This is a genomic window from Actinosynnema sp. NPDC002837 (assembly GCF_040295345.1).
Taxonomy (GTDB): Bacteria; Actinomycetota; Actinomycetes; order Mycobacteriales; family Pseudonocardiaceae; genus Actinosynnema.
In genome coordinates, this window is record NZ_JBEOVG010000002.1 from 250,731 (window position 1) to 277,453 (window position 26,723).

General features: G+C 71.7%; 26 protein-coding genes. 17 read left to right on the top strand and 9 right to left on the bottom strand.

Going from position 1 to position 26,723, the window contains the following annotated elements; translation table 11 throughout:
• Window positions 1–1,584: a thiamine pyrophosphate-binding protein gene (locus ABTZ99_RS02615; RefSeq protein WP_498783048.1), complete on the bottom strand. Its 1,584-nt coding sequence runs from the start codon at window positions 1,582–1,584 to the stop codon at window positions 1–3.
• Window positions 1,585–1,805: 221 nt separating this feature from the next.
• On the opposite strand from ABTZ99_RS02615, the gene ABTZ99_RS02620 reads away from it, so the two are divergent.
• The 7 genes from ABTZ99_RS02620 (at window position 1,806) to ABTZ99_RS02650 (ending at window position 8,763) form a co-directional block, all read left to right on the top strand.
• A complete protein-coding gene (locus ABTZ99_RS02620) occupies window positions 1,806–2,768 on the top strand; it encodes a hypothetical protein (protein ID WP_498783050.1) in 963 nt (320 codons plus the stop codon).
• Between the two features lie 206 nt (window positions 2,769–2,974).
• On the top strand, window positions 2,975–3,580 hold the full coding sequence (locus ABTZ99_RS02625; protein ID WP_053718528.1) for an ANTAR domain-containing response regulator: 606 nt from the start codon (window positions 2,975–2,977) through the stop codon (window positions 3,578–3,580).
• A 278-nt stretch (window positions 3,581–3,858) separates the two neighbouring features.
• Window positions 3,859–5,034: a branched-chain amino acid ABC transporter substrate-binding protein gene (locus ABTZ99_RS02630; protein ID WP_498783052.1), complete on the top strand. Its 1,176-nt coding sequence runs from the start codon at window positions 3,859–3,861 to the stop codon at window positions 5,032–5,034.
• 127 nt (window positions 5,035–5,161) lie between these two features.
• Window positions 5,162–6,124, top strand: a complete 963-nt coding sequence (locus tag ABTZ99_RS02635) for a branched-chain amino acid ABC transporter permease (protein ID WP_498780825.1) — start codon at window positions 5,162–5,164, stop codon at window positions 6,122–6,124.
• Complete coding sequence (locus ABTZ99_RS02640; protein ID WP_498780824.1) at window positions 6,121–7,287, top strand: branched-chain amino acid ABC transporter permease; 1,167 nt, start codon at window positions 6,121–6,123, stop codon at window positions 7,285–7,287. Before ABTZ99_RS02635 ends, ABTZ99_RS02640 begins: the two co-directional genes overlap by 4 nt.
• A 41-nt stretch (window positions 7,288–7,328) precedes the next feature.
• Window positions 7,329–8,069 carry an ABC transporter ATP-binding protein gene (locus tag ABTZ99_RS02645; RefSeq protein WP_498780912.1) on the top strand — a complete coding sequence of 247 codons (741 nt, stop codon included), beginning with the start codon at window positions 7,329–7,331 and terminating at the stop codon, window positions 8,067–8,069.
• The gene (locus ABTZ99_RS02650) at window positions 8,059–8,763 is read left to right on the top strand and encodes an ABC transporter ATP-binding protein (protein ID WP_498780822.1); all 705 of its coding nucleotides are present in this window, start codon (window positions 8,059–8,061) and stop codon (window positions 8,761–8,763) included. The genes ABTZ99_RS02645 and ABTZ99_RS02650 overlap by 11 nt, the downstream gene beginning before the upstream one ends.
• A gap of 24 nt (window positions 8,764–8,787) precedes the next feature.
• Here ABTZ99_RS02650 and ABTZ99_RS02655 read toward each other — a convergent pair whose 3' ends face one another.
• Window positions 8,788–9,342 carry a DUF4352 domain-containing protein gene (locus ABTZ99_RS02655; protein ID WP_498780821.1) on the bottom strand — a complete coding sequence of 185 codons (555 nt, stop codon included), beginning with the start codon at window positions 9,340–9,342 and terminating at the stop codon, window positions 8,788–8,790.
• 61 nt (window positions 9,343–9,403) lie between these two features.
• On the bottom strand, window positions 9,404–9,826 hold the full coding sequence (locus ABTZ99_RS02660; RefSeq protein ID WP_498780820.1) for a hotdog fold thioesterase: 423 nt from the start codon (window positions 9,824–9,826) through the stop codon (window positions 9,404–9,406).
• Between the two features lie 65 nt (window positions 9,827–9,891).
• Here ABTZ99_RS02660 and polA point away from each other — a divergent pair, with 65 nt between their 5' ends.
• A complete protein-coding gene (gene polA / locus ABTZ99_RS02665; protein WP_498780819.1) occupies window positions 9,892–12,567 on the top strand; it encodes a DNA polymerase I in 2,676 nt (891 codons plus the stop codon).
• Between the two features lie 85 nt (window positions 12,568–12,652).
• Window positions 12,653–13,102, top strand: a complete 450-nt coding sequence (locus ABTZ99_RS02670) for a hypothetical protein (RefSeq protein WP_499607611.1) — start codon at window positions 12,653–12,655, stop codon at window positions 13,100–13,102.
• On the opposite strand, the gene ABTZ99_RS02675 is transcribed toward ABTZ99_RS02670, so the two are convergent.
• Window positions 13,091–13,546 (bottom strand): winged helix-turn-helix transcriptional regulator, encoded by a 456-nt coding sequence (locus ABTZ99_RS02675; protein WP_498780817.1) that lies wholly within the window; start codon window positions 13,544–13,546, stop codon window positions 13,091–13,093. The two genes, ABTZ99_RS02670 and ABTZ99_RS02675, sit on opposite strands and share 12 nt — an antisense overlap.
• A gap of 77 nt (window positions 13,547–13,623) precedes the next feature.
• On the opposite strand from ABTZ99_RS02675, the gene ABTZ99_RS02680 reads away from it, so the two are divergent.
• The 7 genes from ABTZ99_RS02680 (at window position 13,624) to ABTZ99_RS02710 (ending at window position 19,987) form a co-directional block, all read left to right on the top strand.
• A complete protein-coding gene (locus ABTZ99_RS02680; protein ID WP_499607614.1) occupies window positions 13,624–14,127 on the top strand; it encodes a GNAT family N-acetyltransferase in 504 nt (167 codons plus the stop codon).
• 14 nt (window positions 14,128–14,141) lie between these two features.
• Entirely contained in the window at window positions 14,142–15,443 is a 1,302-nt protein-coding gene (locus tag ABTZ99_RS02685; RefSeq protein ID WP_499607617.1) for a hypothetical protein, read from the top strand.
• A gap of 201 nt (window positions 15,444–15,644) precedes the next feature.
• Window positions 15,645–16,937, top strand: a complete 1,293-nt coding sequence (locus ABTZ99_RS02690) for a Gfo/Idh/MocA family protein (protein ID WP_498780812.1) — start codon at window positions 15,645–15,647, stop codon at window positions 16,935–16,937.
• A 9-nt stretch (window positions 16,938–16,946) separates the two neighbouring features.
• Window positions 16,947–17,543 carry a P-loop NTPase family protein gene (locus ABTZ99_RS02695; protein WP_499607621.1) on the top strand — a complete coding sequence of 199 codons (597 nt, stop codon included), beginning with the start codon at window positions 16,947–16,949 and terminating at the stop codon, window positions 17,541–17,543.
• Window positions 17,540–18,133, top strand: coding sequence for a Rossmann-fold NAD(P)-binding domain-containing protein (locus ABTZ99_RS02700; protein ID WP_498780810.1), 594 nt, complete (start codon window positions 17,540–17,542; stop codon window positions 18,131–18,133). The genes ABTZ99_RS02695 and ABTZ99_RS02700 overlap by 4 nt, the downstream gene beginning before the upstream one ends.
• An 86-nt stretch (window positions 18,134–18,219) precedes the next feature.
• Window positions 18,220–19,200 (top strand): serine/threonine-protein kinase, encoded by a 981-nt coding sequence (locus ABTZ99_RS02705; RefSeq protein ID WP_499607624.1) that lies wholly within the window; start codon window positions 18,220–18,222, stop codon window positions 19,198–19,200.
• Window positions 19,201–19,207: 7 nt separating this feature from the next.
• Entirely contained in the window at window positions 19,208–19,987 is a 780-nt protein-coding gene (locus tag ABTZ99_RS02710) for a hypothetical protein (RefSeq protein WP_499607627.1), read from the top strand.
• Here the strand turns inward: ABTZ99_RS02710 and ABTZ99_RS02715 are convergent.
• The 5 genes from ABTZ99_RS02715 to ABTZ99_RS02735 all read right to left on the bottom strand — a co-directional run bounded on the left by ABTZ99_RS02715 (window position 19,984) and on the right by ABTZ99_RS02735 (window position 24,956).
• The gene (locus ABTZ99_RS02715; RefSeq protein ID WP_498780806.1) at window positions 19,984–20,577 is read right to left on the bottom strand and encodes a TetR/AcrR family transcriptional regulator; all 594 of its coding nucleotides are present in this window, start codon (window positions 20,575–20,577) and stop codon (window positions 19,984–19,986) included. The genes ABTZ99_RS02710 and ABTZ99_RS02715 overlap by 4 nt on opposite strands.
• The gene (locus ABTZ99_RS02720; RefSeq protein ID WP_498780804.1) at window positions 20,574–22,469 is read right to left on the bottom strand and encodes a YhgE/Pip family protein; all 1,896 of its coding nucleotides are present in this window, start codon (window positions 22,467–22,469) and stop codon (window positions 20,574–20,576) included. Before ABTZ99_RS02720 ends, ABTZ99_RS02715 begins: the two co-directional genes overlap by 4 nt.
• Entirely contained in the window at window positions 22,466–23,095 is a 630-nt protein-coding gene (locus ABTZ99_RS02725) for a P-loop NTPase family protein (RefSeq protein WP_498780802.1), read from the bottom strand. Before ABTZ99_RS02725 ends, ABTZ99_RS02720 begins: the two co-directional genes overlap by 4 nt.
• A 96-nt stretch (window positions 23,096–23,191) precedes the next feature.
• On the bottom strand, window positions 23,192–24,115 hold the full coding sequence (locus ABTZ99_RS02730) for a GNAT family N-acetyltransferase (protein WP_498780800.1): 924 nt from the start codon (window positions 24,113–24,115) through the stop codon (window positions 23,192–23,194).
• 10 nt (window positions 24,116–24,125) lie between these two features.
• On the bottom strand, window positions 24,126–24,956 hold the full coding sequence (locus ABTZ99_RS02735; protein ID WP_498780798.1) for a class I SAM-dependent methyltransferase: 831 nt from the start codon (window positions 24,954–24,956) through the stop codon (window positions 24,126–24,128).
• 191 nt (window positions 24,957–25,147) lie between these two features.
• On the opposite strand from ABTZ99_RS02735, the gene rpsA reads away from it, so the two are divergent.
• Entirely contained in the window at window positions 25,148–26,644 is a 1,497-nt protein-coding gene (rpsA, locus tag ABTZ99_RS02740) for a 30S ribosomal protein S1 (RefSeq protein WP_033442914.1), read from the top strand.
• The last annotated feature ends 79 nt before the right edge of the window (window positions 26,645–26,723 follow it).

Sequence of the window (26,723 nt, forward strand, 5' to 3'; positions counted from 1 at the left end):
TTAACTCCTGCGGTACCAGCGCGGCGACGTGGTGACCGGTGGCTTCAACGCCGCGGCGCGCACCACCAGCACGTTGGGCCCCGACCGCGCCGCGTAGTCGTCCAGGCGCGACCGGAACTCCTCGCCGAAACCGTCCACAGCGGACGCCTCCACGCCGAAGCTCTCGGCCAGCGCCACGAAGTCCGGCGACCGCAGGTCGACCCCGAACGGCTCGTGCCCGGCCCGCACCTGGTCGTGCCGCAGCATCCCGTAGCCGCCGTCGTCCACCAGCACCACGGTCACCGGCAGCTGCTCCTGCGCGGCGGTGGCCAGGTCGCCGACCGCGAACAGGAACCCGCCGTCACCGCACACCGCCACCACCCGCCCGGTCATCGCGGCGCCCAGCGCGGCGGGGAAGCCGAAGCCGAGCGTGCCCCACCCCACCGGGTACGCCAGCCCGCGCGGCCGGGTGAACCGGCCGAACCCGCCGACCCAGTACCCGGCCACGCACATGTCGGCCACCACCCGGCGCCCCTCCAGCGCCTCCAGCAGCGGCACCGCGCGCGGCTCGTCCGCCTCGACCGCCTTGCGCACCAGGTCGTTCAGCTCGGCCACCCGGGAGGCGACCCCGGTGTCCGGGCGCGCGGGCACGGCGGCGGCCAGCGCCGACACCACCATCCGCGCGTCGCCGCGCAACGTCACGTCCGGCGAGTAGTTGCGGACCGGCTCCACGTTCACGTTCAGCAGCCGGGGCGGCGCGGGCTGCAGCCAGTTCTGCGTCATCATCCCGTCGAAGTCGCTGCCCACCCCGATGACCAGGTCGGCCTCGTCCCACAGCGCGCCGACCTCCGGCAGGTGGACCGGCCCCTGCACCACGTGGGGGTGGTCGACCAGCCCGCGCGCGCCGTACGTGGTGACGATCGGCGCGCCGATGCGCGAGGCCAGCGCGCCCACCGCCGCGCCGGCGCCCGACCGCGCGGCGCCGCCACCGGCCCAGATCAGCGGGCGTTCGGCGGCCGTCACCAGCTCCACCCCCGGCGCGAGGTCCGGCACGGACGGCGCGCGGGTCGGGATGCGGTTCCACACGCCGGCGTCCGCGGTGAGGAAGTCGGTCGGCACGCCCAGGTACACCGGGCCCTGCGGCGCGGTGGTGGCCAGCAGCGCCGCGCTGTCGGCGTAGATGCCGATCGACTCGGCGGCGCGCAGCGTCCACCCGCCCTTGACCACCGGTAGGAACATCGCCCGCTGGTCGCGAGTCTCGTGCAGGGTGCCCCGGTACTCGCCGGGACGGCGCAGCGTCGACGGGATGTCGGTGGCGATCACCAGCACCGGCGACCCGGACGCGTACGCCTCGCCGGTCGCGCCCAGGCAGTTCGCCGCGCCCGGCCCCGTGGTCACCAGCGCGACGCCGAGCCGGCCGGTGGCGCGGGCGTAGCCGTCGGCCGCGTACACCGCCGTCTGCTCGTGCCGGACGCCGACCAGCCGGATGCCGGAGGTCCGCAGCGCCTCCCACACGGGCAGGTTGTGCACACCGGGCAACCCGAACACGACCTCGACGCCGTGCGCGGCCAGCACACCCAGCAACCGCTCCGCCCCGCTCACCATGCGCCAGACGCTAGGGACGCGACGCCTCGCGGGCAACGTTGCGCTATCGTCGGCAGCGGCGTGCGTGAGCAGACGTGAGGCTGGAGCCACTCCCCGGCAACGGGTGGCAGATCCGCCGCGGGGTGAGGGCACCCCTGCTCATGGAGTACCACCGAAGACCGTCGACCGACGCTTGACGCGTCCTTGTCACGCCGAGCCGGGCGGCGGGAGCGAGGACTGCCATGGCGCGATCGTCGTTGACCGAACAGCTGGTCGACCTCCGCCGGAGCTACACCGGCGAGAACCTCACCCAGGCCGTGCCCGCGGTGAAGGCGGTGCTGCACGACCTGCCCGACGACCGGCGCGAACGCGTGGTCGACGCGCTGCGCGGCCAGGCCGACGTGCGCGGCCTGTTCCTGCCCGACACCGAAGAAGACGACCAGCGCGCGCTGGAGTGCGTGCTGCTGCGGGCCGGGCTGGACGCGGGCGGCCACCTGCAACTGCGCCCGCCGGCGAGCATGCTGCGCCCGGCGCACGCGTTCCGCACCGTCGAGCCGGGCAGGCGCCCGCGGGTGCACCTCACCGAGCACGCCCTCGGACCGCTGCTGTACGAGTTGCTGCCGCGCCACGACGAGTCGTGGGTGGCGGGCGTGCCGGGGTTGCGCGTCATCCACCACCCGCGGTCGGTCGAGCTGCGGCTGGTCGGGCTCGACGCGGCGGTGCACCTCGCGGGCGTCGACGAGCGGGCCTGGGCGGACGGCCTGAAGTACGTGCGCACCCTGCTCAAGGGGCGCAACCTGGGCGGCACCTTCATCGACGGCCCGCTGACCGCGGTCGAGCGGGACCACCTGGCCGAGACGCCGTACCCCACGGGCGTGGGCAGCGCCGTGCTGCGCCGGTACCACCTGTTCAGCGCGGCGCCGTGGGTGCGCGCGCTGGCGCAGGGCGACCGGTGGTGGGTCGAGTGGCCGGCGAGCCTCGGCGTGCCGAAGATCGCCGACCGGCTGCTGCACCCGGTGTTCGGCCTGCCCGACGCGGTGGAGGTGCCCAGCGCCGGCGGCGGCCTGGGCGTGTCCACCGGCTGGTACGACCTGTTCCTGCGGGAGGTCGACGGCCCGGACCCCGACCACGAGGAAGCGCTGGCCGCGATGCAGTGGCCGGAGGGCGTGACGGGGTGGTGGGAGCCGCCGCAGGCCGTCAAGTGAGCCGACCTCCCCGGGCGGGTGACACCTGCCCGGGGAGGTGTTCACCCACGGCGTTCGGCCGAGCGGAGGCCGCCGAACCGACGAAGTCGTCACCGGTGGCCGTGATCACGGCCCAACCGCGCGGACCGGGCGGTGCACGCCGGTAGACTGCGGTTTCGTCCGGCGCGACCGCGTCGAGCCGCCGTCAGAGTGTCAGGAGGACCCCGGTGACCCATCAGGCTGCCGAGGCCCAGCCCGAGGTCGCGCCCCGGCGCGTGCTCGTGGCCGAGGACGAGGCCCTCATCCGCCTCGACCTGGTCGAGATGTTGCGCGAAGAGGGGTACGAGGTGGCCGGGCAGGCCGCCGACGGCGACGAGGCGGTCACGCTGGCCACCGAGCTGCGGCCCGACCTGGTGATCATGGACGTGAAGATGCCCAAGGTCGACGGCATCGAGGCCGCGTCGGTGATCGCCGGCAAGCGCATCGCGCCGGTCGTGATCCTCACCGCGTTCAGCCAGCGGGACCTGGTGGAGCGGGCGCGGGACGCGGGCGCGATGGCCTACCTGGTCAAGCCGTTCGCCAAGCGCGACCTGGTGCCCGCGATCGAGTTGGCGATGAGCCGGTTCGCGGAGCTGCAGGCGCTGGAGAACGAGGTCGCGGGCCTGACCGAGCGCCTGGAGACGCGCAAGGTCGTCGAACGCGCCAAGGGATTGCTGATGACCAAGCAGGGTCTGTCGGAGCCCGAGGCATTCCGCTGGGTGCAGCGCACCGCGATGGACCGGCGTACCACGATGAAGGCCGTGGCCGAAGCCGTCATCGAAAACTTCGGGTGACTATCCCCGCGAGTGATACACGTTCGAGTATCGGACGGCCCGCCAGGTCATTCTTGGTTACTGCGCGCATTGACCTTGTGACCTGCGGCGATTTGAGCTGGATTTAAGGTGCTTATCGCCGGAGCATTTTCCGGTGACTACCGTCACGATGTGGACACAGAGCAGTAAGACCACCTGTTCAGCGAACTCAACTGAAGCTACGTTCCCTCCCTAACCCACGCCCTCGTGTGAGGGCTCCGCCTACCGGCGGGATGGTTGGTGTCATGGGAGGTATTCCGGTGTCAGGAGCACGACTCGGCCGAGTTCTGGCGCTGGCGGCGGCTTCGTCGCTGGTGCTCGCGGCTTGTGCCGGAGGCGGCGGCGGTGGCGAAGCTGGTGGCGACGTCACCTCGGTCAAGATCGGGTTCATGGGTGACCTCACCGGTGAGAACGCGGCGATCGTGATCCCGCCCCGGAACGGTGCGGTGATGGCGGTCGAGGAGTACAACGCCAAGAACCCCAAGGTCAAGATCGAGCTGGTGCAGTACGACAGCCAGGGCAAGGCGGACCAGGCCACCTCGCTGATCACGAAGGCCATCACGCAGGACAAGATCGTGGCCCTCATCGGCCCGGCCTTCTCCGGTGAGTCCAAGGCCATCGGCGGCCAGCTCGAAGAGGGCAAGATCCCCAGCGTCTCGCCGTCGGCCACGAACCCCGGTCTGGCGCAGAACGGCTGGACCTACTGGCACCGCGTCGTGGCCAACGACGCCGACCAGGGCCCCGGCATCGCGGACTTCCTGGTGAAGGCCAAGAGCCCGAAGAAGGCGTTCGTCCTGTCCGACGACCAGGAGTACAGCGTCGGCCTGGCCGACGCCGTCGCCCAGTCGTTCGAGAAGGCGAACGTGACGGTCGAGCGCGACAAGTTCTCCAAGGACGCGTCCGACTACTCGTCCACCGTCACGAAGGTCGCCGCGGCGAACCCCGACGTGATCGTCTTCGGCGGGTACTACGCGCAGGCCGGCCGGCTGCTCAAGCAGCTGCGCGACGGCAACGTCACGGCCACGTTCGCCTCCGGTGACGGCTCGCTCGACCAGCAGCTCGTGACCGGCGCGGGCACCGCGGCCGCCGAGGGCGCCGTCCTCGCCTGCCCGTGCAACATCCCGACGCCCGACGTGACCGGCGCGCTGAAGACGTTCTTCGACAACTACAAGAAGAGCGCCAACGTCGACCCCGCGATCTACGCGACCGAGGGCTACGACGCCGCGACGTCGTTCATCAAGGCCGTCGAGGCGGGCAACACCACCGGCGAGAAGATCAACGAGTTCCTGAAGACCGTCAGCTTCGAGGGCGTCTCCAAGCCGATCAAGTTCAAGGCGAACGGCGAGCCGGAGAACAACGCGATCTTCATCTACCAGGTCGTCGACGGCAAGGTGAAGCTGTTGGGTCCGGCGGAGGAAGCGAAGCTGGAAGGCTGATCCCGAGACGGATCAGGCAAGCAAGCTAGCGCGCTGGGGAGCGGGAGTGTCGTGGGTACGACAGCTCCCGCTCCCCACCACTTTGGCGAAGTTTCTCCCCCCGCCCGTCTCGTGAGGCAAACCTGTCATGCTTGATGATTTCCTCAACCAGTTCCTGCCCAGCACGGTGGGTGGACTGGTGTTCGGCTCCATCTACGCGCTCATCGCCCTCGGCTACACGATGGTCTACGGCGTGCTGCGTCTGATCAACTTCGCGCACTCCGAGATCTTCATGATCGGCACGTTCACGTCGCTCGTGGTGATCACGGCGATCGCGCCCGCGTCGCCGCTGACCGGGATCGCCCTGTTCGGCGTGATGCTGTTGATCATCGTGGCGTCCGCGGCGATCTCCGGTGGCGCCGCGATGCTGCTGGAGGTGGTGGCCTACCGGCCGCTGCGGCGCAAGGGCGCGACCAGGCTCACCGCGCTGATCTCCGCGATCGGCGCCTCGCTGTTCCTCCAGGAACTGTTCGCGCTGGTCATCATCCCCTGGCTGACCGGCAACGCGGGGCGCAACCAGCAGTCCGCGCCGCGCATCGTCGACCGCGACACGGTGTTCACCATCGGCAACGCGGCGGTGCGCACCGACCACATCATCGTCGTGGTCGCCGCGGTCATCATGATGATCGCGCTGGACCGCCTGGTGAACAAGACCAAGATCGGTCGCGGCATCCGCGCCACCGCCCAGGACCCCGAAGCCGCGGTGCTCATGGGCGTCAGCATCGACAACATCGTGCGGGTCACGTTCCTGCTCGGCGGCGCGATGGCGGGCGTCGCGGGCGCGCTGTATTTGATGGAGTTCGAGAACACCGTCTTCAACGTCGGTTTCGTGCTCGGCATCAAGGCGTTCACGGCGGCGGTGCTCGGCGGTATCGGCAACCTGCGCGGCGCGCTGCTCGGCGGTATCGTGCTCGGCCTCATCGAGAACTGGGGCGCGATCTTCCTGGGTTCGGAGTGGAAGGACGTGATCGCGTTCACCGTGCTGGTGATCGTGTTGATGTTCCGCCCGACCGGCATCCTCGGCGAATCCCTGCAGAAGGCCCGCGCATGAAAGGCAACGGAGTGACTGGCAACGCGAATCCGTTGAGGCGCGTCGGCGCCCTGTTCGACGGCGCACGCGACTGGTGGGAACGCGCCAAGACCTGGCAGCGGTTCGTCGTCTACATCGGCGCGCTCGTGTTCGCGCTGATCCTGCCCGCGCCGTGGATCGGCTCGTTCATGTCGCCCGGCGCGGACTGGACGACGGTGCTGATCTACCCGATCGGCACCTACATGCTGCTGGCGATCGGCCTGAACGTGGTCGTCGGCCAAGCGGGCCTGCTCGACCTCGGTTTCGTCGCGTTCTTCGCCATCGGCGGCTACACGCTGGCCTACTTCGCCACCGAGCACGGCTGGTCGTACTGGCCGACGGTGGTGTTCGGCATCTTCCTGGCGGCGGTCTCGGGCGTCATCCTCGGCGCGCCGACGCTGCGGCTGCGCGGCGACTACCTGGCGATCGTGACGCTCGGCTTCGGTGAGATCATCCGCATCACCGCGAACAACACCGACGAGATCGGCGGCGCGCGCGGCATCCCCAACATCCCGCACCCGACGGACATGCCGGCCATCGGCCTGGACTTCGGCGTGCTGCCCGCGCCGTACTACTACCTGATGGTCGCCGCGATCGTGGTGGTGATCGTCTTCTCGGTGCGGCTGCAGAAGAGCCGCGTCGGGCGCGCGTGGGCGGCGATCCGGGAGGACGAGGACGCGGCCGAGCTGATGGGCGTGCCGACGTTCAAGTTCAAGCTGCTCGCGTTCGCGATCGGCGCCATGATCGGCGGTCTGGCCGGCGGCATCTACGCGGGCAAGGCCGTGTTCATCGAGCCGGGCACGTTCCCGTTCATCCTGTCCGCGACCATCCTCGCCGCGGTCGTGCTCGGCGGCGCGGGCAACCTGCCCGGCGTCATGCTCGGCGCGTTCGTCATCGCCTGGCTGCCCGAGCGGTTCCGCGAGGTCGAATGGCTCAAGGACGCGCTGGGCAAGGACCCGGCCGAGTACCGCATCCTGCTGTTCGGCGGTGTGCTGGTGCTGATGATGGCCCTGCGGCCGGAGGGCCTGCTGCCCTCCCGCAGGCGCAAGGCCGAACTGCACGAGGGCACCGGCGGCATGGGCACCATGGGTGCCGAGGTCGCGGGTCCGGACACCGATGTCTCGACGACGGAGGCGGCCAAGTGAGCACTCCGAGCACCCCCGTCCTCCAGCTGGACAACGTGACCATGCGCTTCGGCGGCGTGGTCGCGCTCCGCGAGGCGAAGATCAGCGTCGGCCAGGGCGAGATCTTCGCCCTGATCGGGCCCAACGGCGCGGGCAAGACCACGGTGTTCAACGTGGTCACCGGCGTCTACCAGCCCACCGAGGGCCAGGTGCTGTTCAACGGCGCCCGGCTCGACGGCACCAAGCGGTTCAAGATCACCAAGCAGGGCATCGCCCGCACGTTCCAGAACATCCGGCTGTTCCACAACATGTCGGCGCTGGAGAACGTGATGGTCGGCGCGGACGCGCACCACAAGACCGGTGCGATCGGCGCCACGCTCGGCCTGCCGTGGCACCGCAAGGAGGAGAGGCGCGGCCGCGAGCTGGCCCGGGAGCTGCTCGACTTCGTCGGCATCCCCGGCCGGATGACCGAGACCGCGAAGAACCTGCCCTACGGCGACCAGCGGCGGCTCGAGATCGCCCGCGCGCTGGCCACGGACCCGAAGCTGCTGCTGCTGGACGAGCCGGCGGCCGGCATGAACCCGGCCGAGAAGGAATCGCTGCAGGCGCTGATCCGCAAGATCCGCGACAGCGGCCGGACCGTCCTGCTGATCGAGCACGACATGAGCCTGGTCATGGGCGTCAGCGACCGCGTGGCGGTGCTGGACTTCGGCCAGCTGATCGCAGAAGGGCTCCCGCAAGAGGTGCAGAACAACCCGAAGGTCATCGAGGCGTACCTGGGGGTGTCCGAAGATGCTTCTTGAGCTCAAGGACATCCACGTCCACTACGGCAAGATCGCCGCGATCAAGGGCATCAGCCTCCAGGTCGAGGACGGTGAGATCGTCTCGCTCATCGGCGCCAACGGCGCGGGCAAGACGACCACGCTGAAGACCATCTCCGGGTTGCGCCCCCTGACCAGCGGCCAAGTGGTGTTCAACGGCGAGGACATCTCCAAGATGCCCGGCCACAAGCGGGTCATCGCGGGCATCGGCCAGTCACCGGAGGGCCGCGGCGTGTTCCCCGGCATGACGGTGCAGGAGAACCTGCTGATGGGCGCCTTCACCCGCAAGGACGCGCTCGACGCCGACCTGGCCGAGGTCTACGAGCTGTTCCCGCGGCTGGCGGAGCGCAAGAGCCAGTTCGGCGGCACCATGTCCGGCGGCGAGCAGCAGATGATCGCCATCGGCCGGGCGCTGATGACCAAGCCGAAGGTGCTCCTGCTCGACGAGCCGTCGATGGGCCTCGCGCCCATGCTCATCGCGCAGATCTTCGAGATCATCAAGGAGATCAACAAGCGCGGCACGACCGTGCTGCTGGTCGAGCAGAACGCGCAGCAGGCGCTGAAGCTCTCCGACCGCGCGTACGTGCTGGAGACCGGCCGGGTCGTGAAGAGCGCGCCCGGTCCGGAGCTGCTGGACGACCCGCAGGTGCGCGCGGCGTACCTCGGCGGGCACTGAGCCCGGGACCCGCCGGCCCGGCCCTCAGGGCTGGGCCAGCGGGATCTCGGTGCTCGACTCGTCCTTCAGGTCGGTCAGCGTCGGCCCGCCGTACACGCGCAGGGCCAGCGGTTTCGCGTCCTTGGGCAGGTCGTAGTAGACGTCGTACTCCAGGCGGACGTTCGCGCCGAGGTCGATGGTCTCCGGCTGTCGCTTGATGGCCATGGCCTGGGTGTCGACCGGGTGCTCGGCCTCGCGGTCGTCGATCAGCACGTGCCGGCGCGCGTCGAAGGACACGCTGCTGCGGCCGTTGTTGATCACGCTCATCCGGATCCGCACGAACTGGCCCTTGGCGTGGAACTCGGCGTGGCTGCCGATCAGCGTCGGCATCTCGGTGGTCAGCCCGACCAGCGTGAACGCCGTGTCGCCGTCCGCGGTGGTGGGAATCTTGAGCGGCTTCTCGTCCGGGCGCACGGTCTGCACGGGCACCGGGTACGTCGCCGCCGACGTCGCCGTCGTCTCCGGCCCGGCCACGACCGGGGTGTCACCGCACCCGGCCGCCGCCAGCACCACGGCCATCACCAACACCACGCGCCGCACGCCCACCTCCGACTCACCGGGTCACCTTGAATTGCACACCTCGGGTGACCGAACCGCACCTTCACACCTTCGGGGCATCCTTGAGGAAGCACGTCAGCCGGGCCGTGCAGGCGCGCCGGTCCTGCTCGTCGGTGATCACGATCTCGTAGGTGGCGGTGCTGCGGCCGCGGTGGATCGGCGTGCACACCCCCGTGACGAAGCCCTCGGCCACGGCCCGGTGGTGCGTGCACGACAGCTCCAGGCCCACGGCCAGCCGCTCCGGCGCCGCGTGCATGGCCGCCGCGATCGACCCGAGCGTCTCCGCCAGCACCGCGTTCGCGCCGCCGTGCAGCAGCCCGTACGGCTGGCGGTTGCCCTTCACCGGCATCGTCCCGACCAGCCGATCGGCATCCCATCGGGTGATCTCGATGCCCAGCTTCGCCGTGAGCTGCTCGTGGGCGGCGGCCTGGTCGGCGCCGGGGATGTCCTCGGGTGCTGGCGTCACGTGTGCTCCAGTCGGTGCTGCCCAGTCGGTGCGATGATGTCGGACCCTCACCCTAGACTCGGGCCGTGAGCACTTCTGAAGCCTCCCGCCTGCTGCTGGTCGACGGTCACTCCATGGCCTACCGCGCCTTCTTCGCGCTGCCCAAGGAGAACTTCCAGACCGGGACGGGCCAGACCACCAACGCGGTCTACGGCTTCACCTCGATGCTCATCAACCTGCTGCGCGACGAGAAGCCGACGCACATCGCGGTGGCGTTCGACGTCTCGCGCAAGACCTTCCGCACCGAGGCCTACGCGGAGTACAAGGCCGGTCGCAGCGAGACACCGGACGAGTTCCGCGGCCAGGTCAGCCTCATCGAGGACGTCCTGGGCACGCTGAACGTGCCGGTGCTGTCGAAGGCGAACTTCGAGGCCGACGACCTGATCGCCACGCTCACCACGCAGGCCACGGCGCTGGGCTTCGAGGTGCTGATCTGCACCGGCGACCGCGACGCGTTGCAGCTGGTCACGGACAAGGTGACGGTGCTGTACCCGGTCAAGGGCGTCTCCGAGATGGCCCGGTACACCCCCGAGCTGGTGCTGGAGAAGCAGGGCGTGCCGCCCGAGCTGTACGCCGACTACGCGGCGGTGCGCGGCGACTCGTCGGACAACCTGCCGAACACGCCCGGCGTCGGCCCCAAGACCATCGTGAAGCTGCTCACCCAGTTCGGGTCGCTGAACGGGCTGATCGACCACATCGACGAGGTGCCGGGCAAGGTCGGCGACGCGCTGCGGGCGAACCTGGCCAACATCATGCTGAACCGGCAGCTCACCGAGCTGGTGCGCGACGTCGAGCTGCCCCTGGGCCCGGCGGAGCTGGCGGCCAGGCCGTGGGACCGCGACGCCGTGCACCGGCTGTTCGACGAGCTGGAGTTCCGGGTGCTGCGGGACCGGCTGTTCTCGACCCTGTCGACCGCCGAGCCGGAGGCCGAGGAGGGCTTCACGGTCAGCGGCGGCCCGGTGGAGGCGGGCGCGGTGGCCGCGTGGCTGGACGCGCACGCGCGCTCGGGCCGGGTCGGCATCGCGTTCCGCTCCTCGGGCGGCGACCTGGAGGGCCTGGCGCTGGCCGCGGTCGGCGGCGAGGGCGGGTACGTCGAGGTCGCGTCGCTGACCGAGGCCGACGAGAACGCGCTGGCCGCGTGGCTGGCCGACGAGTCGGTGGTCAAGGCGGCGCACGACCTGAAGCTGCCGCTGCGGGCGCTGCGGGCGCGCGGCTGGAAGCTGCGCGGGGTCGCCAGCGACACGGCGCTGGCCGCCTACCTGGTGCGACCCGGCCAGCGGTCGTTCGCGCTGGACGACCTGGCGCTGCGCTACCTCAAGCGCGAGCTGCGGGCCGAGGAGCCCGACGACGGGCAGCTGTCGCTGCTGGCCGACGAGGCGGAGGAGCGGCAGAAGACCGCGCAGGCGGCGATCGTGCGGGCGTTCGCGGTGGCGGAGCTGGCCGACGCGCTGGACGCGGAGCTGGTCGCCACCGGCCAGGAGTCGCTGCTGGCGAACCTGGAGCTGCCGCTGATGATGGTGCTCGACGACGTCGAGGCCGTCGGCATCGCGATCGACACCGAGCACCTGGCGGCGCTGGAGGCGCACTTCGCGGCGGGCGTGAAGCAGGCCGCGCAGGACGCGTACTCGGTGATCGGCAAGGAGATCAACCTCGGCTCGCCCAAGCAGCTGCAGACGGTGCTGTTCGACGAGCTGAACATGCCGAAGACGAAGAAGACCAAGACCGGCTACACCACCGACGCGGACGCGCTGCAGAACCTGTTCGAGTCCACCCAGCACCCGTTCCTGCAGCACCTGCTCGCGCACCGGGACGTGACCAGGCTGAAGTCGACCGTGGACGGGCTGCTCAAGTCGGTGGCCGACGACGGTCGCATCCACACCACGTTCCACCAGACGATCGCGGCGACCGGGCGGCTGTCGTCCACCGACCCGAACCTGCAGAACATCCCGATCCGCACCGACGAGGGTCGGCGCATCCGCGAGGCGTTCGTGGTCGGGCCGGGCTACGCGGAGCTGATGACCGCGGACTACAGCCAGATCGAGATGCGGATCATGGCCCACCTGTCCGAGGACGCGGGCCTGATCGAGGCGTTCCGCAGCGGCGAGGACCTGCACACGTTCGTCGCGTCGCGCGCGTTCTCCGTGCCGACCTCGGAGGTCACCGCCGAGCAGCGCCGCCGGGTGAAGGCCATGTCGTACGGGTTGGCCTACGGGCTCTCGGAGTACGGGCTGGCGCAGCAGCTGCGGATCTCGGCGGCCGAGGCGCGGGAGCAGAAGGAGGCGTACTTCGCCCGGTTCGGCGGGGTGCGCGACTACCTGCACGCGGTGGTCGAGGACGCGCGGAAGAAGGGCTACACCGAGACGATCCTCGGCCGCCGGCGCTACCTGCCCGACCTGACCAGCGACAACCGGCAGCGCCGCGAGATGGCCGAGCGGATGGCGTTGAACGCGCCGATCCAGGGCAGCGCGGCGGACATCATCAAGGTCGCGATGCTCGGCGTGTTCCGCGCGCTGGAGGAGTCGGGCCTGCGGTCGCGGATGCTGCTGCAGGTGCACGACGAACTGGTGCTGGAGATCGCCGAGGGCGAGCGCGAGCAGGTGGAGGCGCTGGTCCGCGCGGAGATGGGCGGGGCGTACCGGCTGTCGGTGGCGATGGAGGTCTCGGTGGGAGTCGGCCGTTCCTGGGACGCCGCCGCGCACTGAGTCGGTCCGGCTTCGGGGTACGGACAGCCGTACTTCGCTCGCCTCCTCCAGCGGTCATCATTCCGGTGGCGGAGGGGGTGGGGCGATGTCCGGCGGTCCGGTGTGGGGTGGCGGTGCCCGGTGGTCGAGGCTGTTCCTCCCGATCGGCGTGTTCCTCGCGCTCTTCGGCCTGCTGAACGCCGCCGAGCTGCCGCTGGGCTGGAAGGACCGGCAGCAGCAGTTCGGCCGGTACCTGGACGCCACCGTCGGCCTGGGCGCCGACTGGGTGCTGCCGTTGATCTGGTTCGTGAAGCTCGTCGAGCTGGCGCTGGGGCTGGTCGCGGTGGCCGCCGTGCTCCGGCGCAGCACCCGGTGGCTCGCCGCGGCCGTGATCGGCTGGCTGGGGGTGTTCACCGCGTTCACCGCCATGGACGTGTGGGCGGCCGACCGCGTCGAGCTGCAGGAGCACACGGTCTACTTCGTCATGTTCGCCGTGCTGCTCGGGCTGATCTTCGTCGTCTCCGCGGTCGAGCAGGTGCTCGCCTCACGCACGTGAGTCGCGCAGCGGCGTGACGCGGACGTCGCGGGCGGTCAGCTCGGCGCCGCACCCCTCGCACGACACGTGCACGTCGACGTCGCCGCCGCACGTGCGGTGGTGCAGGTCGAACGACGGGCCCTCGGGCGAGGCCATCCAGCGGTCGCCCCACTTCCGCAGCGCCATCAGCACCGGGTAGAGCTCGTGGCCCTTCTCGGTCAGCCGGTACTCGTACCGCGTCCGCACGTCCTTGTACGCCTCACGGCGCAGGATGCCCTCCTCGACCAGCGTGCCGAGGCGCTCGGTCAGCACGCTGCGCGAGATGTCCATCTCGGTCTGGAAGTCCTCGAACCGCCGCGTGCCCAGGAACGCCTGCCGCAGCAGCAGCAACGTCCAGCGCTCGCCCAGCAGGGCGGCCGGCAGCGACACGGTGCACAACTCGTCGGCGACCTTCACGGGGGCCATGCCCACTGACGATACCCCTTGCGTTCGGAAAACGAATCCAGCTAGGGTTCGGAATCCGAACCCAAGGGGCGCTCGTCATGAAGGTCCGCGAACTGCACGCCGCCGAGGCGGGCCACGCCGTCGACACGGTCTTCGACGGCCTGTCCCCGCGGAGCCGCTACCTGCGCTTCCACGCGCCGGTGCCCCGGCTCACCGCGTCCATGCGACGCCGGCTGACGGACCTCGACGGCCTCCGCAAGGTCGCCGTCGTCGCGGAGTGCCACCGCACGCCCGTCGGCATCGCCCGCCTGATCGCCACCGGCGAGGACACCGCCGAGATCGCGCTCGCCGTGGTCGACCCGTGGCAGCGCAAGGGCGTCGGCACCGAGCTCATGGCCGCGCTCGGCCGGCTGGCCCTCGACCTGCGCTACGCCGAGCTGCACGGCGACGTGCTGGGGGAGAACGAGCCGATGCTGCGCCTGGTCGCGCGCGTGTTCCCCGGCGCCCGGCTGACCCGCGACGAGGACGACGTCATCCGGGTCTCCTATCCGTTGGACCACCGGTTGACCCACGAAGACCTGGTGGCCGACCTGCGGTGGTGAGCAGAATGGGGCCCATGCGACGGATCTTCGGGTTGGCGCTCGTCCTGGTCCTGCTGGCGCCGCCGGCCGCGGCGTCGACGCCGCCCGGCGACCGGCCACTGCCCGGCTACACCATCGACAACCCGCCGTTGCCCCCCGCGCAGGTCGGCGGCGAGCCGTCGCGCGTGCTGCAAGGCGTGCACGAGCACGCGGCCTACGCGATCGAGGTGCCGCCGCGCTGGAACGGCCGCCTGGTCATGTGGGCGCACGGCTTCCGCGGCGCGAGCACCGTGCTCACCGTCGACCCGCCCGCGTACGGCCTGCGCCAGAAGCTGCTCGACCAGGGCTTCGCCTGGGCCGCGTCCAGCTACTACGCCAACAACTACGACGTGAAGGCCGGCGTGCTGAGCACGCACGACCTGGCCAAGCACTTCGGGAAGCTGGTCGGCAAGCCCCGCGACACGTTCATCGTCGGCGTCTCCATGGGCGGCCACGTCATCGGCCGCTCCCTGGAGCAGTTCCCCGGCTTCTACGAGGCCGCGCTGCCGATGTGCGGCGTGCTCGGCGACCAGGAGCTGTTCGACTTCTTCCTGGACTTCAACCTCACCGCGCAGGCCATCAGCGGGATCCGCGCGTGGCCCGCGCCGGCCGACTACCTGACCGCGGTCGTGCCGCGCATCCAGGCCGAACTGGGGCTGACCGGCACTCCGAACGAGCGCGGCGCGCAGTTCGCCTCGGTCGTCGCCAACCGCAGCGGCGGCCCGCGTCCCGGCGCGGCGCCCGCGTTCGCGTACTGGAAGGACTTCCTGTTCGGCCTCGCGGTCACGTCGTCCGGCGAGGGCCTGGCGAGGAACCCCGGTCAGGTCGCCACCAACGCGCTCACCCGGTACGAGCCGAACGCGCCGGTCGACGTCGACCGCGAGGTGCAGCGGGTGCTGCCGGCGAACGTGAAGGCCCGCGTCACGCCGAAGCTGACCGAGGTGCCGCGCGTCGCCGGCCGCCCGACCGCGCCGGTGCTGTCGCTGCACGGCCTGGGCGACCTGTTCGTGCCGTTCTCGATGGAGCAGCTCTACGAGCGGGACGTCGAGCGCAACGGCCGCGGCCACCTGCTCGCGCAGCGGGCGATCCGCGCGGTCGGCCACTGCGAGTTCAGCCCGAACGAGGTCGGCACGGCTTGGGACGACCTGGTGACCTGGGTCGACACCGGCCGCCGCCCCGCCGGCGACGTGGTGGACGACCCGGCCGCCGTCGCCGCGCCGGACTACGGCTGCCGCTTCAGCGACCCCGCCGCCTACACCGCGCCCAACACCACCCGCCGCCTCTTCCCGGCCTGCTAGGCGGCCTCCGGTCGGCCGCGCGCCGATGGGGATCGGGCCGATCCCCATCGGCAACGGGGCGACCGGCCCGCCGGTCCGTGCCGGCGTCGTCCGCCGGCAGTGCTCGGAGCCGGCGTTGCCGCCCAACCGGTGGGACCAGGCCTTGACGGTGTGCCGTCCGGCCGGGTTAGCGTGGTGGAAAGCGCTTACCAGGAGGCACGCATGGCACGCAGGCGGTACGCGGTCGTCGGCACCGGAGCACGCGCCGAACTGCACGTCGACGCGATCGTCCGGCACGCGGAGCAGGGGGAGCTGGTCGCGTTCTGCGACGTCAACCCCAGCCGCATGGCCGCGCACAACGAACGCCTCGACCGGCCCGTCCCGACCTACGCCGCCGCGGACTTCCTGCGGATGATCGAGGCCGAGCGGGTCGACGTCGTCGTGGTCTGCACGGTCGACCGGCACCACGACACCTACATCGTGGAGGCGTTGGACGCGGGCTGCGACGTCGTCACCGAGAAGCCGATGACGGTCGACCCGGCGGGCGTCGGCAAGGTCTTCGACGCGGTCGAGCGGACCGACGGCCGGGTCACCGTCACGTTCAACTACCGGTACAACCCGGTGCACGAGAAGGTCCGCGAGCTGCTGACCGGCGGCGCGGTCGGCGAGATCGGTTCAGTGCACTTCGAGTGGCTGCTCGACGTCCGCCACGGCGCCGACTACTTCCGCCGCTGGCACCGCGACAAGGCCAACTCCGGCGGTCTGATGGTGCACAAGGCCACCCACCACTTCGACCTGCTCAACTGGTGGGTCGACGCCGTGCCGGAGGTCGTGTACGCGCACGGGCGGCTGTTCTTCTACGGCGACGAGAACGGCAGGCGCCACGGCCACCACCGGCCCTACGACCGGGTGCACGGCTCGCCGGAGGCCCAGGACGACCCGTTCGCCCTGCACGTCGAGCGCGACAAGTGGCTGCGCCGGCTCTACCTCGACGCCGAGCACGAGGACGGCTACCACCGCGACCGGAACCCGTTCGCGCCCGGGGTGTCCATTGAGGACGACATGTCGGTGCTGGTGCGCTACTCCAACGGCGCGAACCTGACCTACCACCTCACGGCCTACTCGCCGTGGGAGGGCTACCGGCTGATGGTCAACGGCAGCCGCGGCCGGCTGGAGCTGGAGGTCGTGGAGAACAGCTGGGTCAGCGGGCAGCAGCCGGCGGTGCACGGCAAGGAGGCCAACCCCGAGGAGGGCCACGTGCGGCTGACCGTGCAGCCGCTGTTCGGGCGGGCCGAGGAGATCCCGCTGGAGGCAGGCGGCGCGGGGCACGGCGGCGCGGACGCGCGGATGACCGGGGTGCTGTACGGGCCGCCCGGCCAATCGGACCCGCTGGGCCGCCGGGCCACGCACCGAGACGGCGCGTTGTCCCTGGCCACGGGGTTCGCCGCGAACCGGAGCTTCGAGACCGGGGTACCCGTGCGCGTGGCGGAGTTGCTCGACGTCGGTTGGCGGTAGCCTGGCTCGGTGCCGCTCCTGGGACCAGCCGACGAGTTGCCGCACCCGCCGCGCCGGGTGCTCGTGGCCGGCACGTCCGGCTCCGGGAAATCGACCCTGGCCAGTCTCGTCGCACGCACCCTCGGCCTGTCCTATGTGGAGATGGACTCGCTGTTCCACGGTCCACAGTGGACACCGAGGCCGGAGTTCGAGGCCGACGTGCGCCGGTTCGTCAAGGGCGACGCGTGGGCCACCGAGTGGCAGTACAGCCTGGTGCGGCCGGTGCTGCTGGAGCACGCCGACACGCTGGTCTGGCTGGACCACCCGCGGCACGTGGTGATGCGGCGGGTCACGGTGCGGACGGCGGTGCGCCGGCTGCGCCGCGAGGAGCTGTGGAACGGCAACGTCGAACCGCCCCTGCGGACGGTGTTCACCGATCCCGAGCACCTGTTGCGGTGGGCGTGGAAGTCGCATGCCCGCACCGGCGAGCGGGTCGGGGCGGTGCTCCGGGGCGAGCACGCCGGCCGGCTCGCGGTGGTGCGGCTGCGCGGGCAGCGTGAGGTCGACCAATGGCGGTCAGGCCCGTTGCGACGGGCGGCGGAGCGGGGCGAGGAGTCGGTGCGATGAGCGAGCGGACGGCGTTGGTCCTGGGTGGCACCGGGATGCTGAAGGGGTGCGCGGAGGAGCTGCTGGCGCAGGGGTGGCAGGTCGTGCTGCCCAGCCGGCGGCCCGAGGGCGTGCTGGGCAGCGCGGCGAAGGCGGCCCTGCGCGGTCGCGCCCACGTGCCCCACGTGAGCGGCGCGGAGGGGTCGCGGGTCGCCGTGGCGGCGGACTGGGCCAGACCGGCCGAGCTGGCCGACCGCGTGCGCGAGGTGATGGACCAGCCCGCCGACCTGCTGGTCGCGTGGGTGCACGCGAGCTACCGGGACGCCGTGCTGCGGGCCGTCGCGCCCCTGCTCGCGCCGCACGCGCCGGTGGTCGAGGTGCACGACAGCGGCGCCATCCAGGCGGTCCGGGGTGTGCCCGACCCGGCTCTCGACGGCCACCCGACGCAGCAGGTCGTGCTGGGCTTCGTCCGGCACGGCGGCAGCACCCGCTGGCTCAGCCACGAGGAGGCGTCGGTCGGCGTGCTCGAAGCCGTCCACCGCGCCCTGGACGGCAAGGCGCCGTCCGTGCACCAGGTCGGCGAGATCGACACCTGGGCCGCGCGGCACTAACCCACCGACACGCCTCATCAGTGCGGTTTCACGCTGCGGGTCCGGTGCGATACTCAGCGTGCCGGCACGCACACGGGGAGGCGCGCATGAAGCCCGGGACCTCCTCGACCACCGCGCCGGCGAAGGCCGACCGAGCCAGACCGTCCCCCGCCGACGCGGTCGTCACCGCGATCGAGGTGGTGGTGGCCGAGTGGTCCGACGACGACCCGCCGATCACGGTCGCCGTCACGGGGTGGGACACGGGAGGCCGGCCGGACATCGCCGACCTGCTCCGGGAGCGGCTGCCCGCGCGGTCCCACGTCGTCTGCTCGCTCGACGCGGCCGACTGGGAGGGGGGCGCGCAACCGGCGGACGCGCTGCTGGCCCGCGGCGTCGCGCGCGCGGTCGGACAGCGCCGGAACTGGGTGCGCAGGGTGTTCCAGCCGATCTCCGGCGCGATGAGCTCGCCGCAGACGCGACGGCGGCGCAAGGTCCTCGCCGGTGTGGTGTCGGCGGTCATCGCGGGCGGCGTGGTCGCGTGGCCCGGCGGGCGCGCCGTCGTGCTCAGCCTCGCGGGGAAGGGCGGTCCGATCGGCGAGCTCGCGTCCCAGGCGGTCCGCTCGCCGGTGGTCGCCACCATCCTGCTCGCCGTCGTGTTCTGGGTGCTGGTGAGCCGCGCGTGGACCGCCACGACCGCGCTCGCCCGGTTCACCGCGAGCGTTCGGGACGAAGCCACCAAGGGCACGTTCGAGGAGGTCCGCGACCACCTGGCCAAGCTCGTCCGCCAAGGGTTGCGCGCCCGCCGGCACGGGCGCCGGCTGGTGGTCGTCGTGCGCAACATCGACAGCTGCGGCGGCGACTTCGTGCTCGACCTGTGCGAGAAGGCCAAGAAGATCGTGCGCGCTCCCGGCGTCGTGCTGGTGTTCCTCGGCGACCTGAGGACGATGGAGGAGGCGGCGGTCCGCAAGACCGGGCTCCCGGTGGAGTCCGCGCAGGCCCGCCGCCTGGGCCGCCGGCACGTGCGGAAGCTGATCCCCAACGTCGTGGCCCTCCCGCACGCGACGAGCGACGAGGTGTGGGAGCGGTGAGCCGGGCATGACGGCGGACATCCTGTTGGCGGTCTCCGACGACACCGTCGCGGACCAGATCCGGATGTTCATCGCGCCCCTGGCCGCGATCATCATCGGCGTCATGGGGATCAGGTACCTGTTCGGCGATCAGAAGAGCCTCGCCGGGTTCATCGGATTCCTCTTCCTCGGCATGGTCGTCTACTCGCTCATCCAGTGGGGCGAGACCATCCTGACGTCGCTGGGCGGGCTGTTCCGGGGTTGGGTCGAGGGCGACAACGCACTGGCCGTCGCGGCTGCGGTCCTGATCGGGGTCGCGGCGCTGGCGTTCGCGGTCGTGTTCCTCCCGAACCGGGACTCAGGGCGGGCGGCCGGGAGCGGGGCGTCCGCGACGGTGGCCGACGAGCCGCCCGCCGAGGACCGGCGCCCCACCCGTGAAGACCGCACCCGGGCCGCGTGGGCGGCGTTGCGGGACTGCGCGCCGAAGCACGCGGACCCGGTCGACGTGGGCCGCTGGCGCAACCAGGTTCGACTCGCCGTCGTGGTGGCGGTGGAACGCGGCGTCTTCGACGAGGGGTCGCCCGTGACGCCGGCCCACCTCGCCAAGTGGGTGGTGCTCCGCGACCTGTGGCCGGACGTCGTCGACCGGCTGTGGACCGACGGCGACCTGCTGCGGTTGCTGGAGGAGTCGCCGCACGTCGGGGACGAGGACGACGAGGCGCTCGTGCGGTTCCTGACCACCGGACCGCGGCTGCACCCGGTGGTGCGGAACCTGCTGCACATGGTCGCGTCGGCCGACGCCGGCTAGCCCGGCCGCAGGCCCCGCACCAGCGACAACACCGATTCGCGCACGTCGACGAGGCTGCGCTCGGGCTGGAACACCTGCCAGTCCAGCGCGGTCACCAGCAGCGTGCCGAACAACGCCGCCGACGCCGTCCCGACCGGCACGCCGTCGGGCAGCCGGCCCGCGTCGGCCAGCCGCTGCACCTGGCCGCGCACGATGGACACGATGTCGTCGCGCAGCAGGCTCAGCGTGTCGTGCCACTGGCCGGGCGTGCGCCACAGCTCCGACACGAGCAGCTGCCCGAACGCGGGGTACTCGGCGAAGAACCCGAGCATCCCGTCCACCAGCGACGCCATCGCCGCGGACGTCTCGGCCTCCTCCTCGGCGACCTTGAGCCGCGCGGCCAGCAGGTCGACCCCGTGCCGCAGCAGCGCGTCCACCAGCGCGTCCTTGCTGGCGAAGTTGTAGTAGACGGTGCCCTTCGCCACGCCCGCCTCGGCGGCGATCTCGTCCACCGTGACACCGGCCGCGCCCCGTTCGCCGACCAGGCGCAGCGCGGCGTCGAACAGCTTCTGCTTGGTCACGGCGGTGCGGCCGGGGCGCGCGCCGGTCACAGGACCAGTTCTGGTTCGAGGCGGCTGGGAGTCCACACCCGCTGCTTGTACGCGGCGAGCGTCGCCAAGGCAAGGCCCGCCGCCAGGTAGCCGACGAGGATCAGGGCGTCCCGGCCCACGCCGCCCAGCGACCCGCCGTACATCAGGTGCCGCAGGCCGTCCACGGCGTAACCCATGGGCAGGCCGTAGTGCAGCGGGTACAGCGGCACGGGGATGGTCTGCCACGGGAACGTGCCGCCCGCGCTGACCAGCTGCAGGATCAGCAGCACGAGGCCGATGAACTTGCCGACCGCGCCGAACAGGGCGTTCAACGCGTGCAGCACGGCCACGAACGTCGCCGACACCAGCAGCAGGAACGCCAGGGCGCCCAGCGGGTGCGACGGCCGGATGTCCACCACCAGGGTGACCACCGCGTACATCACCACGACCTGCGCCGCGCCGAGCAGCGCGCCCGGCAGCCAGCCGCCCAACGCCACCCGCAGCGGCGACTGCCCGGCCGCCAACCCGCGCCTCGACAGCGGCTTGAGCAGCAGGAACAGCACGAACGCGCCGATCCAGGTGGCCAGCCCGAGGAAGAACGGCGCCAGGCCCGCGCCGTAGCTGCCCGCCGACGTCTGGCTCACCCCGCGCACGTTCACCGGGTCGCCGATGGTCCGCGCGGTCGACTCGCGGGTCGGGTCGTCGGGGTCGGGTATCTGCGAGACGCCGGACGCCAGGCCGTCGCGCAGCTGGTTCGCGCCGTCGACCAGCTGCGCCTCGCCGTCGCGCAACCGGCCCGCGCCGTCGCGCACCTGAGCCGCGCCGGACGACACCTGCGCCGCGCCGTCGTTCAGCTGGGTGATCGCGCCGGTCAGCGCGGGCGTGCTCGCGGCGAGCTGCGCCGCGCCGTCGGAGACCTGCTTGGCGCCGTCGGCGAGGGCGCGCAGCTGCCCGGCGGTGCCCTGCACCTTGCCGTTGGCGTCGTCCACGGGCCGGCGCGCCTCGCCCAACGCGCCGAGCACGCGTTGCACCTGCTCCTCGGTGAACCCGAGGGCGCGCAGCCTGGCGGCCACGTCGCCGTTGACCGCGTCCAGCCGGTTGACCAGGTCCTGCGCCTTGGCGGCGTAGTCCTCGGCGGTCCTGGCGACGGTCTCGTTGCCGTCGGCGACCTGCTTGGCCCCGGCCGCCAGCTGCTGCGACTTCGCCGGCAGGTCGGCCGTCGAGTCGCGCAGCCGGGTGAGGCCGGACGACACCCGGGTCGCGCCGTCCGCCAGCGGCACGGTTCCGTCCGCGAGCTGCTGCGCGCCGGTGTAGGCGTCCTGCTGGCCGGTGGCGAGCTTCGTCGCCCCGTCGGCGGCCTCGGCGGTCCTCTGCCGGATCGTGGAGAAGCCGAGCAGCAGCTTGTCCGCGGCCTCCGCGCCGACCTTCACCGACACCGACCGGCGCACCTCGGCCACGACCTGGTTGGCGATCGTGGAGCCGAGGTAGTTGTTCGCGTCGTTGGTGGTCAGCACGATCACGCCCTGGCGCGGCGTGAAGTCGCCGGACGACAGCAGGGCCCGCGAGAAGTCCGCGGGCAGGGTCAGCGCGAACGTGTAGGTCCCGTCGCGCACGCCCTGCTCCGCCTGCGCGGCGTCCACCCGGCGCCAGTCGAACTTGTCGCCGGACACCAGCTCCTCGGCCACCTCGTGGCCCGCGTCCAGGCGCGTGCCGTCGCTCGCGGTCGCGCCCTCGTCCTCCACGACGAGCGCGGCGGGCACCTGGTTGAGGTGCGCGTACGGGTCCTTGTTGGCGTAGAGGTACAGCGCCGCGTAGAGCAGCGGCACCAGCGTCAGCGCCAGCACCGCGAGCTTGGGCAGCGTGCCGGAGGTGATCCGGCGCAGCTCGTTGAACGCCATCCGCAGGGAGGTCACTCGGACTCCTCGTTCTCCACGACGTTGTCGGCGCCGATCCGCGCGACGGGCACGTCGAGCAGGGCGGCGCTGGTGGTGGTGCACAGGACGACGACGGACCGCTCGGGCGTCACGTGCCCGCGCGCCGACTCCAGCCACCCCCGCGGGTCGCCGTGGTAGCGGTCGGGGCTGTCCAGCACGAGGGTCGTCGCGCCGGGCCGACCCGCGGCCAGCTCCAGCATCAGCGCGCACCGGGTGGCGGCGGGCACCTGGTCGAACCGGTGGTCCAGGTGCTCGTCCGCGCCCCGCTCGACCAGCCAGTCGGCCACCGCCTTGCGCCCGCTGCGGGCGCCGTTCACGGCCAGCTCCTCGCCGACCACGCCGGCCAGCGCGAGCGACCCCTCGGGCTCGCTCACGTCCGGTGAGTCGACCAGCACGACGTGCCGGCGCAGTTCGGCGGCCGAGGGGGAGACCTCGCCGGTGCTCGGCCGCATCCGCCCGGACAGCACCAGGCCGAGCGCGGTGTGCCCGGCGCCGGGGTCACCCGCCACCAGCACCAGCTCGCCCGGCTTCACCAGCAGCGACGTCGGCTTCAGCAGCGGGCCGTGCGGCCCGGTGACGCCGACGCGCCGCGCGTGGATCCGCACCGTCCGACCTCCTATTTGAACTGACTGGTCAGTACAAATAGTGGTCCCGGCGAGGGCGCCGCGCAACTCGACGCGGTGTGACGTGGCACGCGGTGGCTAGCGCAGCGCGCCGGCGGGGCGGACCTCCCACATCGTCCACAGTGGACGATAACCCTGCCGCGGCCAGAAGACCGAGGACAGCGGGTTCGGCGGGTTGTAGTACAGGTAGGTGCCGACCGTGCCCAGCCGGTGCAGCTCGCGGTGCGCGTGCGCCATCAGCTGGCGGCCGACGCCGGTGCCGCGCGCGCCCGGCAGCACGGAGACGCAGTTCACGTAGCCCCAGCGGCCGTGCGGCAGCCTGGTCGCCGTCCAGTTGCCCGGCTCCGACGTCACCACCGCGCACTCCGCCAGCGCCACCGCGATGCCGTCCCGCTCGGCCAGCCACGCCGGGCCGCCGGTGGCCAGCCGCTCGGCCAGCGTCCGCCGCTTCAGCGCCACCGCGTCCGGCCGGTGCACCGTCGAGCCCACCATGGACGAGTAGCGCAGCTCGGCCAGCGCCAGGGCCAGCACCGTCTCCAGGTCGGCGGGCGTCGCCCGGCGGATCGTCGCCGCGCCCGTCACCGGCGGGGGAGGGGCCTGCCGCACCGCGACCACGGTCAGCGGCACCAGGCCGTGGTCCAGCAGCGCCCTGGTCGACTCGGCGTCCCGGCTGGGCCAGGTCAGCACGCACGCCGAGTCGCGGTCGGCCGGCGCGAGCAGGTCGAGCCGCTTGCGCCAGGCGCGCAGCAGCACGTCCATGCCCGCCGCGCCCGCGTTGCCCAGCAGGGGCGTCAGCTCCCACACCTCGGTGGCCGACCAGAGCCTGGCCGGCGACCGCCGGTCGTGCACCTGGCGTTGCAGCACGCCCGCGACCCTCGTCCCGTCCGGCAGCGCCGCGGTGATGACGTCGCCGTCCGGCGGCGCGACCGCCGGCGGTAGCAGCGGGTCGACGCTCGCGAAGCGCGCGCTCTGCGCCTCCATCAGCCCTTGACCGACGGTCATACCAGGCAGGTTACGGCTTTCGGGTGCGGAAGATCGCGGTGCCCGGGAACAGCCGGCCGCGCAGCGGGCTCCACTGCCCCCAGGTCCGGGTGTGCCCGGCGGGCCACTCCGGCTCCACCACGTCCACCAGCTCCAGGCCCGCGCCGACGAGCGCCCGCACGTAGTCCCCGGTGGTCCGGTGGTGCTCGACGTACGTCGCCCGACCGGTGTCGTCGACCTCCACGTACGGCGTGCGGTCGAAGTACGACTGGGTGACGGTCAGCCCACCCGGCCCCGGGTCGTCCGGGAAAATCCACCGGATCGGGTGAGTTACCGAGAAGACCCACGGCGCGCCCGGCCGCAGCACCCGCGCGACCTCGCCGAACACCTCGCCCACGTCGGCCACGAACGGCACCGCGCCGAACGCCGAGCAGGCCGCGTCGAAGCTGCCCGACGCGAACGGCAGCTGGTCGGCGCTGGCCTGCACCAACGGCACGCGCACACCCGTCGCCGCGTTGGCCGCCACGGCGTGCCGCAGCATCCCGGCGGAGATGTCGAACGCCACCGCGTGCGCGCCCCGCGACGTCAGCCACCTGGCGCACGGCGCGGAGCCGCAGCCGACCTCCAGCACGCGGCGTCCGCGCAGGTCGCCGAGGTAGCCGGCGTCCTCCTCGCGGACGCCCTCGGGGCACCAGACGAAGTCCGCCGCGCCCAGGAAGTCGCCGTGCTCGGCGTGGTAGTCGTCGGCGTCGGCGTCCCACCACATGCGGTTGGCCGCGCGCGACTCGGCGGCGTCCACGCCCCGCTTGGCGATGCCGGTGGTGCCGAGCGCGTGTTCCGCGCTCGCGTGCTGGTGGGACACACTGCTCCATTCAAGGGGTCCGGTTTGCCCGGCGGGCTCGCGGCCGCGTACGATATCGCCCGCGTAGTGGGTTCGCGCTGTCCTCGATCGGTGATCACTCGGTGAGTCGGTCTTCGCGGTGGGGCGTGCCCTCCGCGTAGCGTTGAACCCGCAGGCCACCAACCCCAATCCGTACCGGAGCCACCTACCTAATGTCCACCGACACCACCACTGTCCCGGTTGCCGCTGCGCCGAAGCAGGTCGCCATCAACGATATCGGGACGGAGGAGGACTTCCTCGCTGCTATCGACAAGACGATCAAGTACTTCAACGACGGCGATATCGTCGAGGGCACCATCGTCAAGGTCGACCGGGACGAGGTCCTGCTCGACATCGGCTACAAGACCGAGGGCGTCATCCCCTCGCGCGAGTTGTCGATCAAGCACGACGTCGACCCCAACGAGGTCGTCAAGGTTGGTGACGAGGTCGAGGCTCTTGTCCTTCAGAAGGAGGACAAGGAAGGTCGGCTGATCCTCTCCAAGAAGCGCGCCCAGTACGAGCGCGCCTGGGGCACCATCGAGGCCCTCAAGGAGAAGGACGAGCCCGTCAAGGGCACGGTCATCGAGGTCGTCAAGGGCGGCCTCATCCTGGACATCGGCCTGCGCGGCTTCCTCCCCGCCTCCCTCGTCGAGATGCGTCGCGTCCGCGACCTGCAGCCGTACGTCGGCCGCGAGCTCGAAGCCAAGATCATCGAGCTGGACAAGAACCGCAACAACGTGGTCCTGTCCCGCCGCGCGTGGCTGGAGCAGACGCAGTCCGAGGTCCGCAGCGAGTTCCTCAACCAGCTGCAGAAGGGCCAGGTCCGCAAGGGCGTCGTGTCCTCCATCGTCAACTTCGGCGCCTTCGTGGACCTGGGTGGCGTGGACGGCCTGGTGCACGTCTCGGAGCTGTCCTGGAAGCACATCGACCACCCGTCCGAGGTCGTCGAGGTCGGCCAGGAGGTCACGGTCGAGGTCCTGGACGTCGACATGGAGCGCGAGCGCGTGTCGCTGTCGCTCAAGGCGACGCAGGAAGACCCGTGGCGCCAGTTCGCCCGCACCCACGCGATCGGCCAGATCGTGCCGGGCAAGGTCACCAAGCTCGTCCCGTTCGGCGCGTTCGTCCGGGTGGACGAGGGCATCGAGGGCCTGGTCCACATCTCCGAGCTGGCCGAGCGCCACGTCGAGATCCCGGAGCAGGTCGTGCAGGTCGGCGACGACGTCATGGTCAAGGTCATCGACATCGACCTGGACCGCCGCCGCATCTCGCTGTCGCTCAAGCAGGCCAACGAGGGCTTCACGGTCGACTCCGAGTTCGACCCGACCCAGTACGGCATGGCCGCCGAGTACGACGACCAGGGGAACTACATCTACCCCGAGGGCTTCGACCCGGAGACCCAGGAGTGGCAGGAAGGCTTCGACAAGCAGCGCGAGGAGTGGGAGCGGCAGTACGCCGAGGCCCACACGCGCTACGAGGCCCACATGAAGCAGGTGGCCAAGGCCGCCGCGGCCGAGGAAGAGGCCGCCGGGGAGACGAACTACTCCTCCGGTGGCGAGGCCCCGGCCGCCGCGACCTCGTCCAGCACGGGCGCCCCGGCCCAGGCCGGCGGCACCCTGGCCAGCGACGAGCAGCTGGCCGCGCTCCGCGAGAAGCTGTCGGGCGGCGCCTGAGCAGCACCGGCGGGCGGACCTCCGCCTGCTGACTGAACGACGACGATCGCCCCTCGCCCCCCGCCCGAGGTGGGCGAGG

Coding starts and splice junctions, on each gene's coding strand:
- ABTZ99_RS02615 (WP_498783048.1), bottom strand. CDS start 1,584: ATGGTGAGCGGGGCGGAGCGGTTGCTGGGTGTGCTGGCCGCGCACGGC.
- ABTZ99_RS02620 (WP_498783050.1), top strand. CDS start 1,806: ATGGCGCGATCGTCGTTGACCGAACAGCTGGTCGACCTCCGCCGGAGC.
- ABTZ99_RS02635 (WP_498780825.1), top strand. CDS start 5,162: ATGCTTGATGATTTCCTCAACCAGTTCCTGCCCAGCACGGTGGGTGGA.
- ABTZ99_RS02640 (WP_498780824.1), top strand. CDS start 6,121: ATGAAAGGCAACGGAGTGACTGGCAACGCGAATCCGTTGAGGCGCGTC.
- ABTZ99_RS02645 (WP_498780912.1), top strand. CDS start 7,329: ATGCGCTTCGGCGGCGTGGTCGCGCTCCGCGAGGCGAAGATCAGCGTC.
- ABTZ99_RS02650 (WP_498780822.1), top strand. CDS start 8,059: ATGCTTCTTGAGCTCAAGGACATCCACGTCCACTACGGCAAGATCGCC.
- ABTZ99_RS02670 (WP_499607611.1), top strand. CDS start 12,653: ATGTCCGGCGGTCCGGTGTGGGGTGGCGGTGCCCGGTGGTCGAGGCTG.
- ABTZ99_RS02675 (WP_498780817.1), bottom strand. CDS start 13,546: ATGGCCCCCGTGAAGGTCGCCGACGAGTTGTGCACCGTGTCGCTGCCG.
- ABTZ99_RS02680 (WP_499607614.1), top strand. CDS start 13,624: ATGAAGGTCCGCGAACTGCACGCCGCCGAGGCGGGCCACGCCGTCGAC.
- ABTZ99_RS02685 (WP_499607617.1), top strand. CDS start 14,142: ATGCGACGGATCTTCGGGTTGGCGCTCGTCCTGGTCCTGCTGGCGCCG.
- ABTZ99_RS02690 (WP_498780812.1), top strand. CDS start 15,645: ATGGCACGCAGGCGGTACGCGGTCGTCGGCACCGGAGCACGCGCCGAA.
- ABTZ99_RS02700 (WP_498780810.1), top strand. CDS start 17,540: ATGAGCGAGCGGACGGCGTTGGTCCTGGGTGGCACCGGGATGCTGAAG.
- ABTZ99_RS02705 (WP_499607624.1), top strand. CDS start 18,220: ATGAAGCCCGGGACCTCCTCGACCACCGCGCCGGCGAAGGCCGACCGA.
- ABTZ99_RS02710 (WP_499607627.1), top strand. CDS start 19,208: ATGACGGCGGACATCCTGTTGGCGGTCTCCGACGACACCGTCGCGGAC.
- ABTZ99_RS02730 (WP_498780800.1), bottom strand. CDS start 24,115: ATGACCGTCGGTCAAGGGCTGATGGAGGCGCAGAGCGCGCGCTTCGCG.
- rpsA (WP_033442914.1), top strand. CDS start 25,148: ATGTCCACCGACACCACCACTGTCCCGGTTGCCGCTGCGCCGAAGCAG.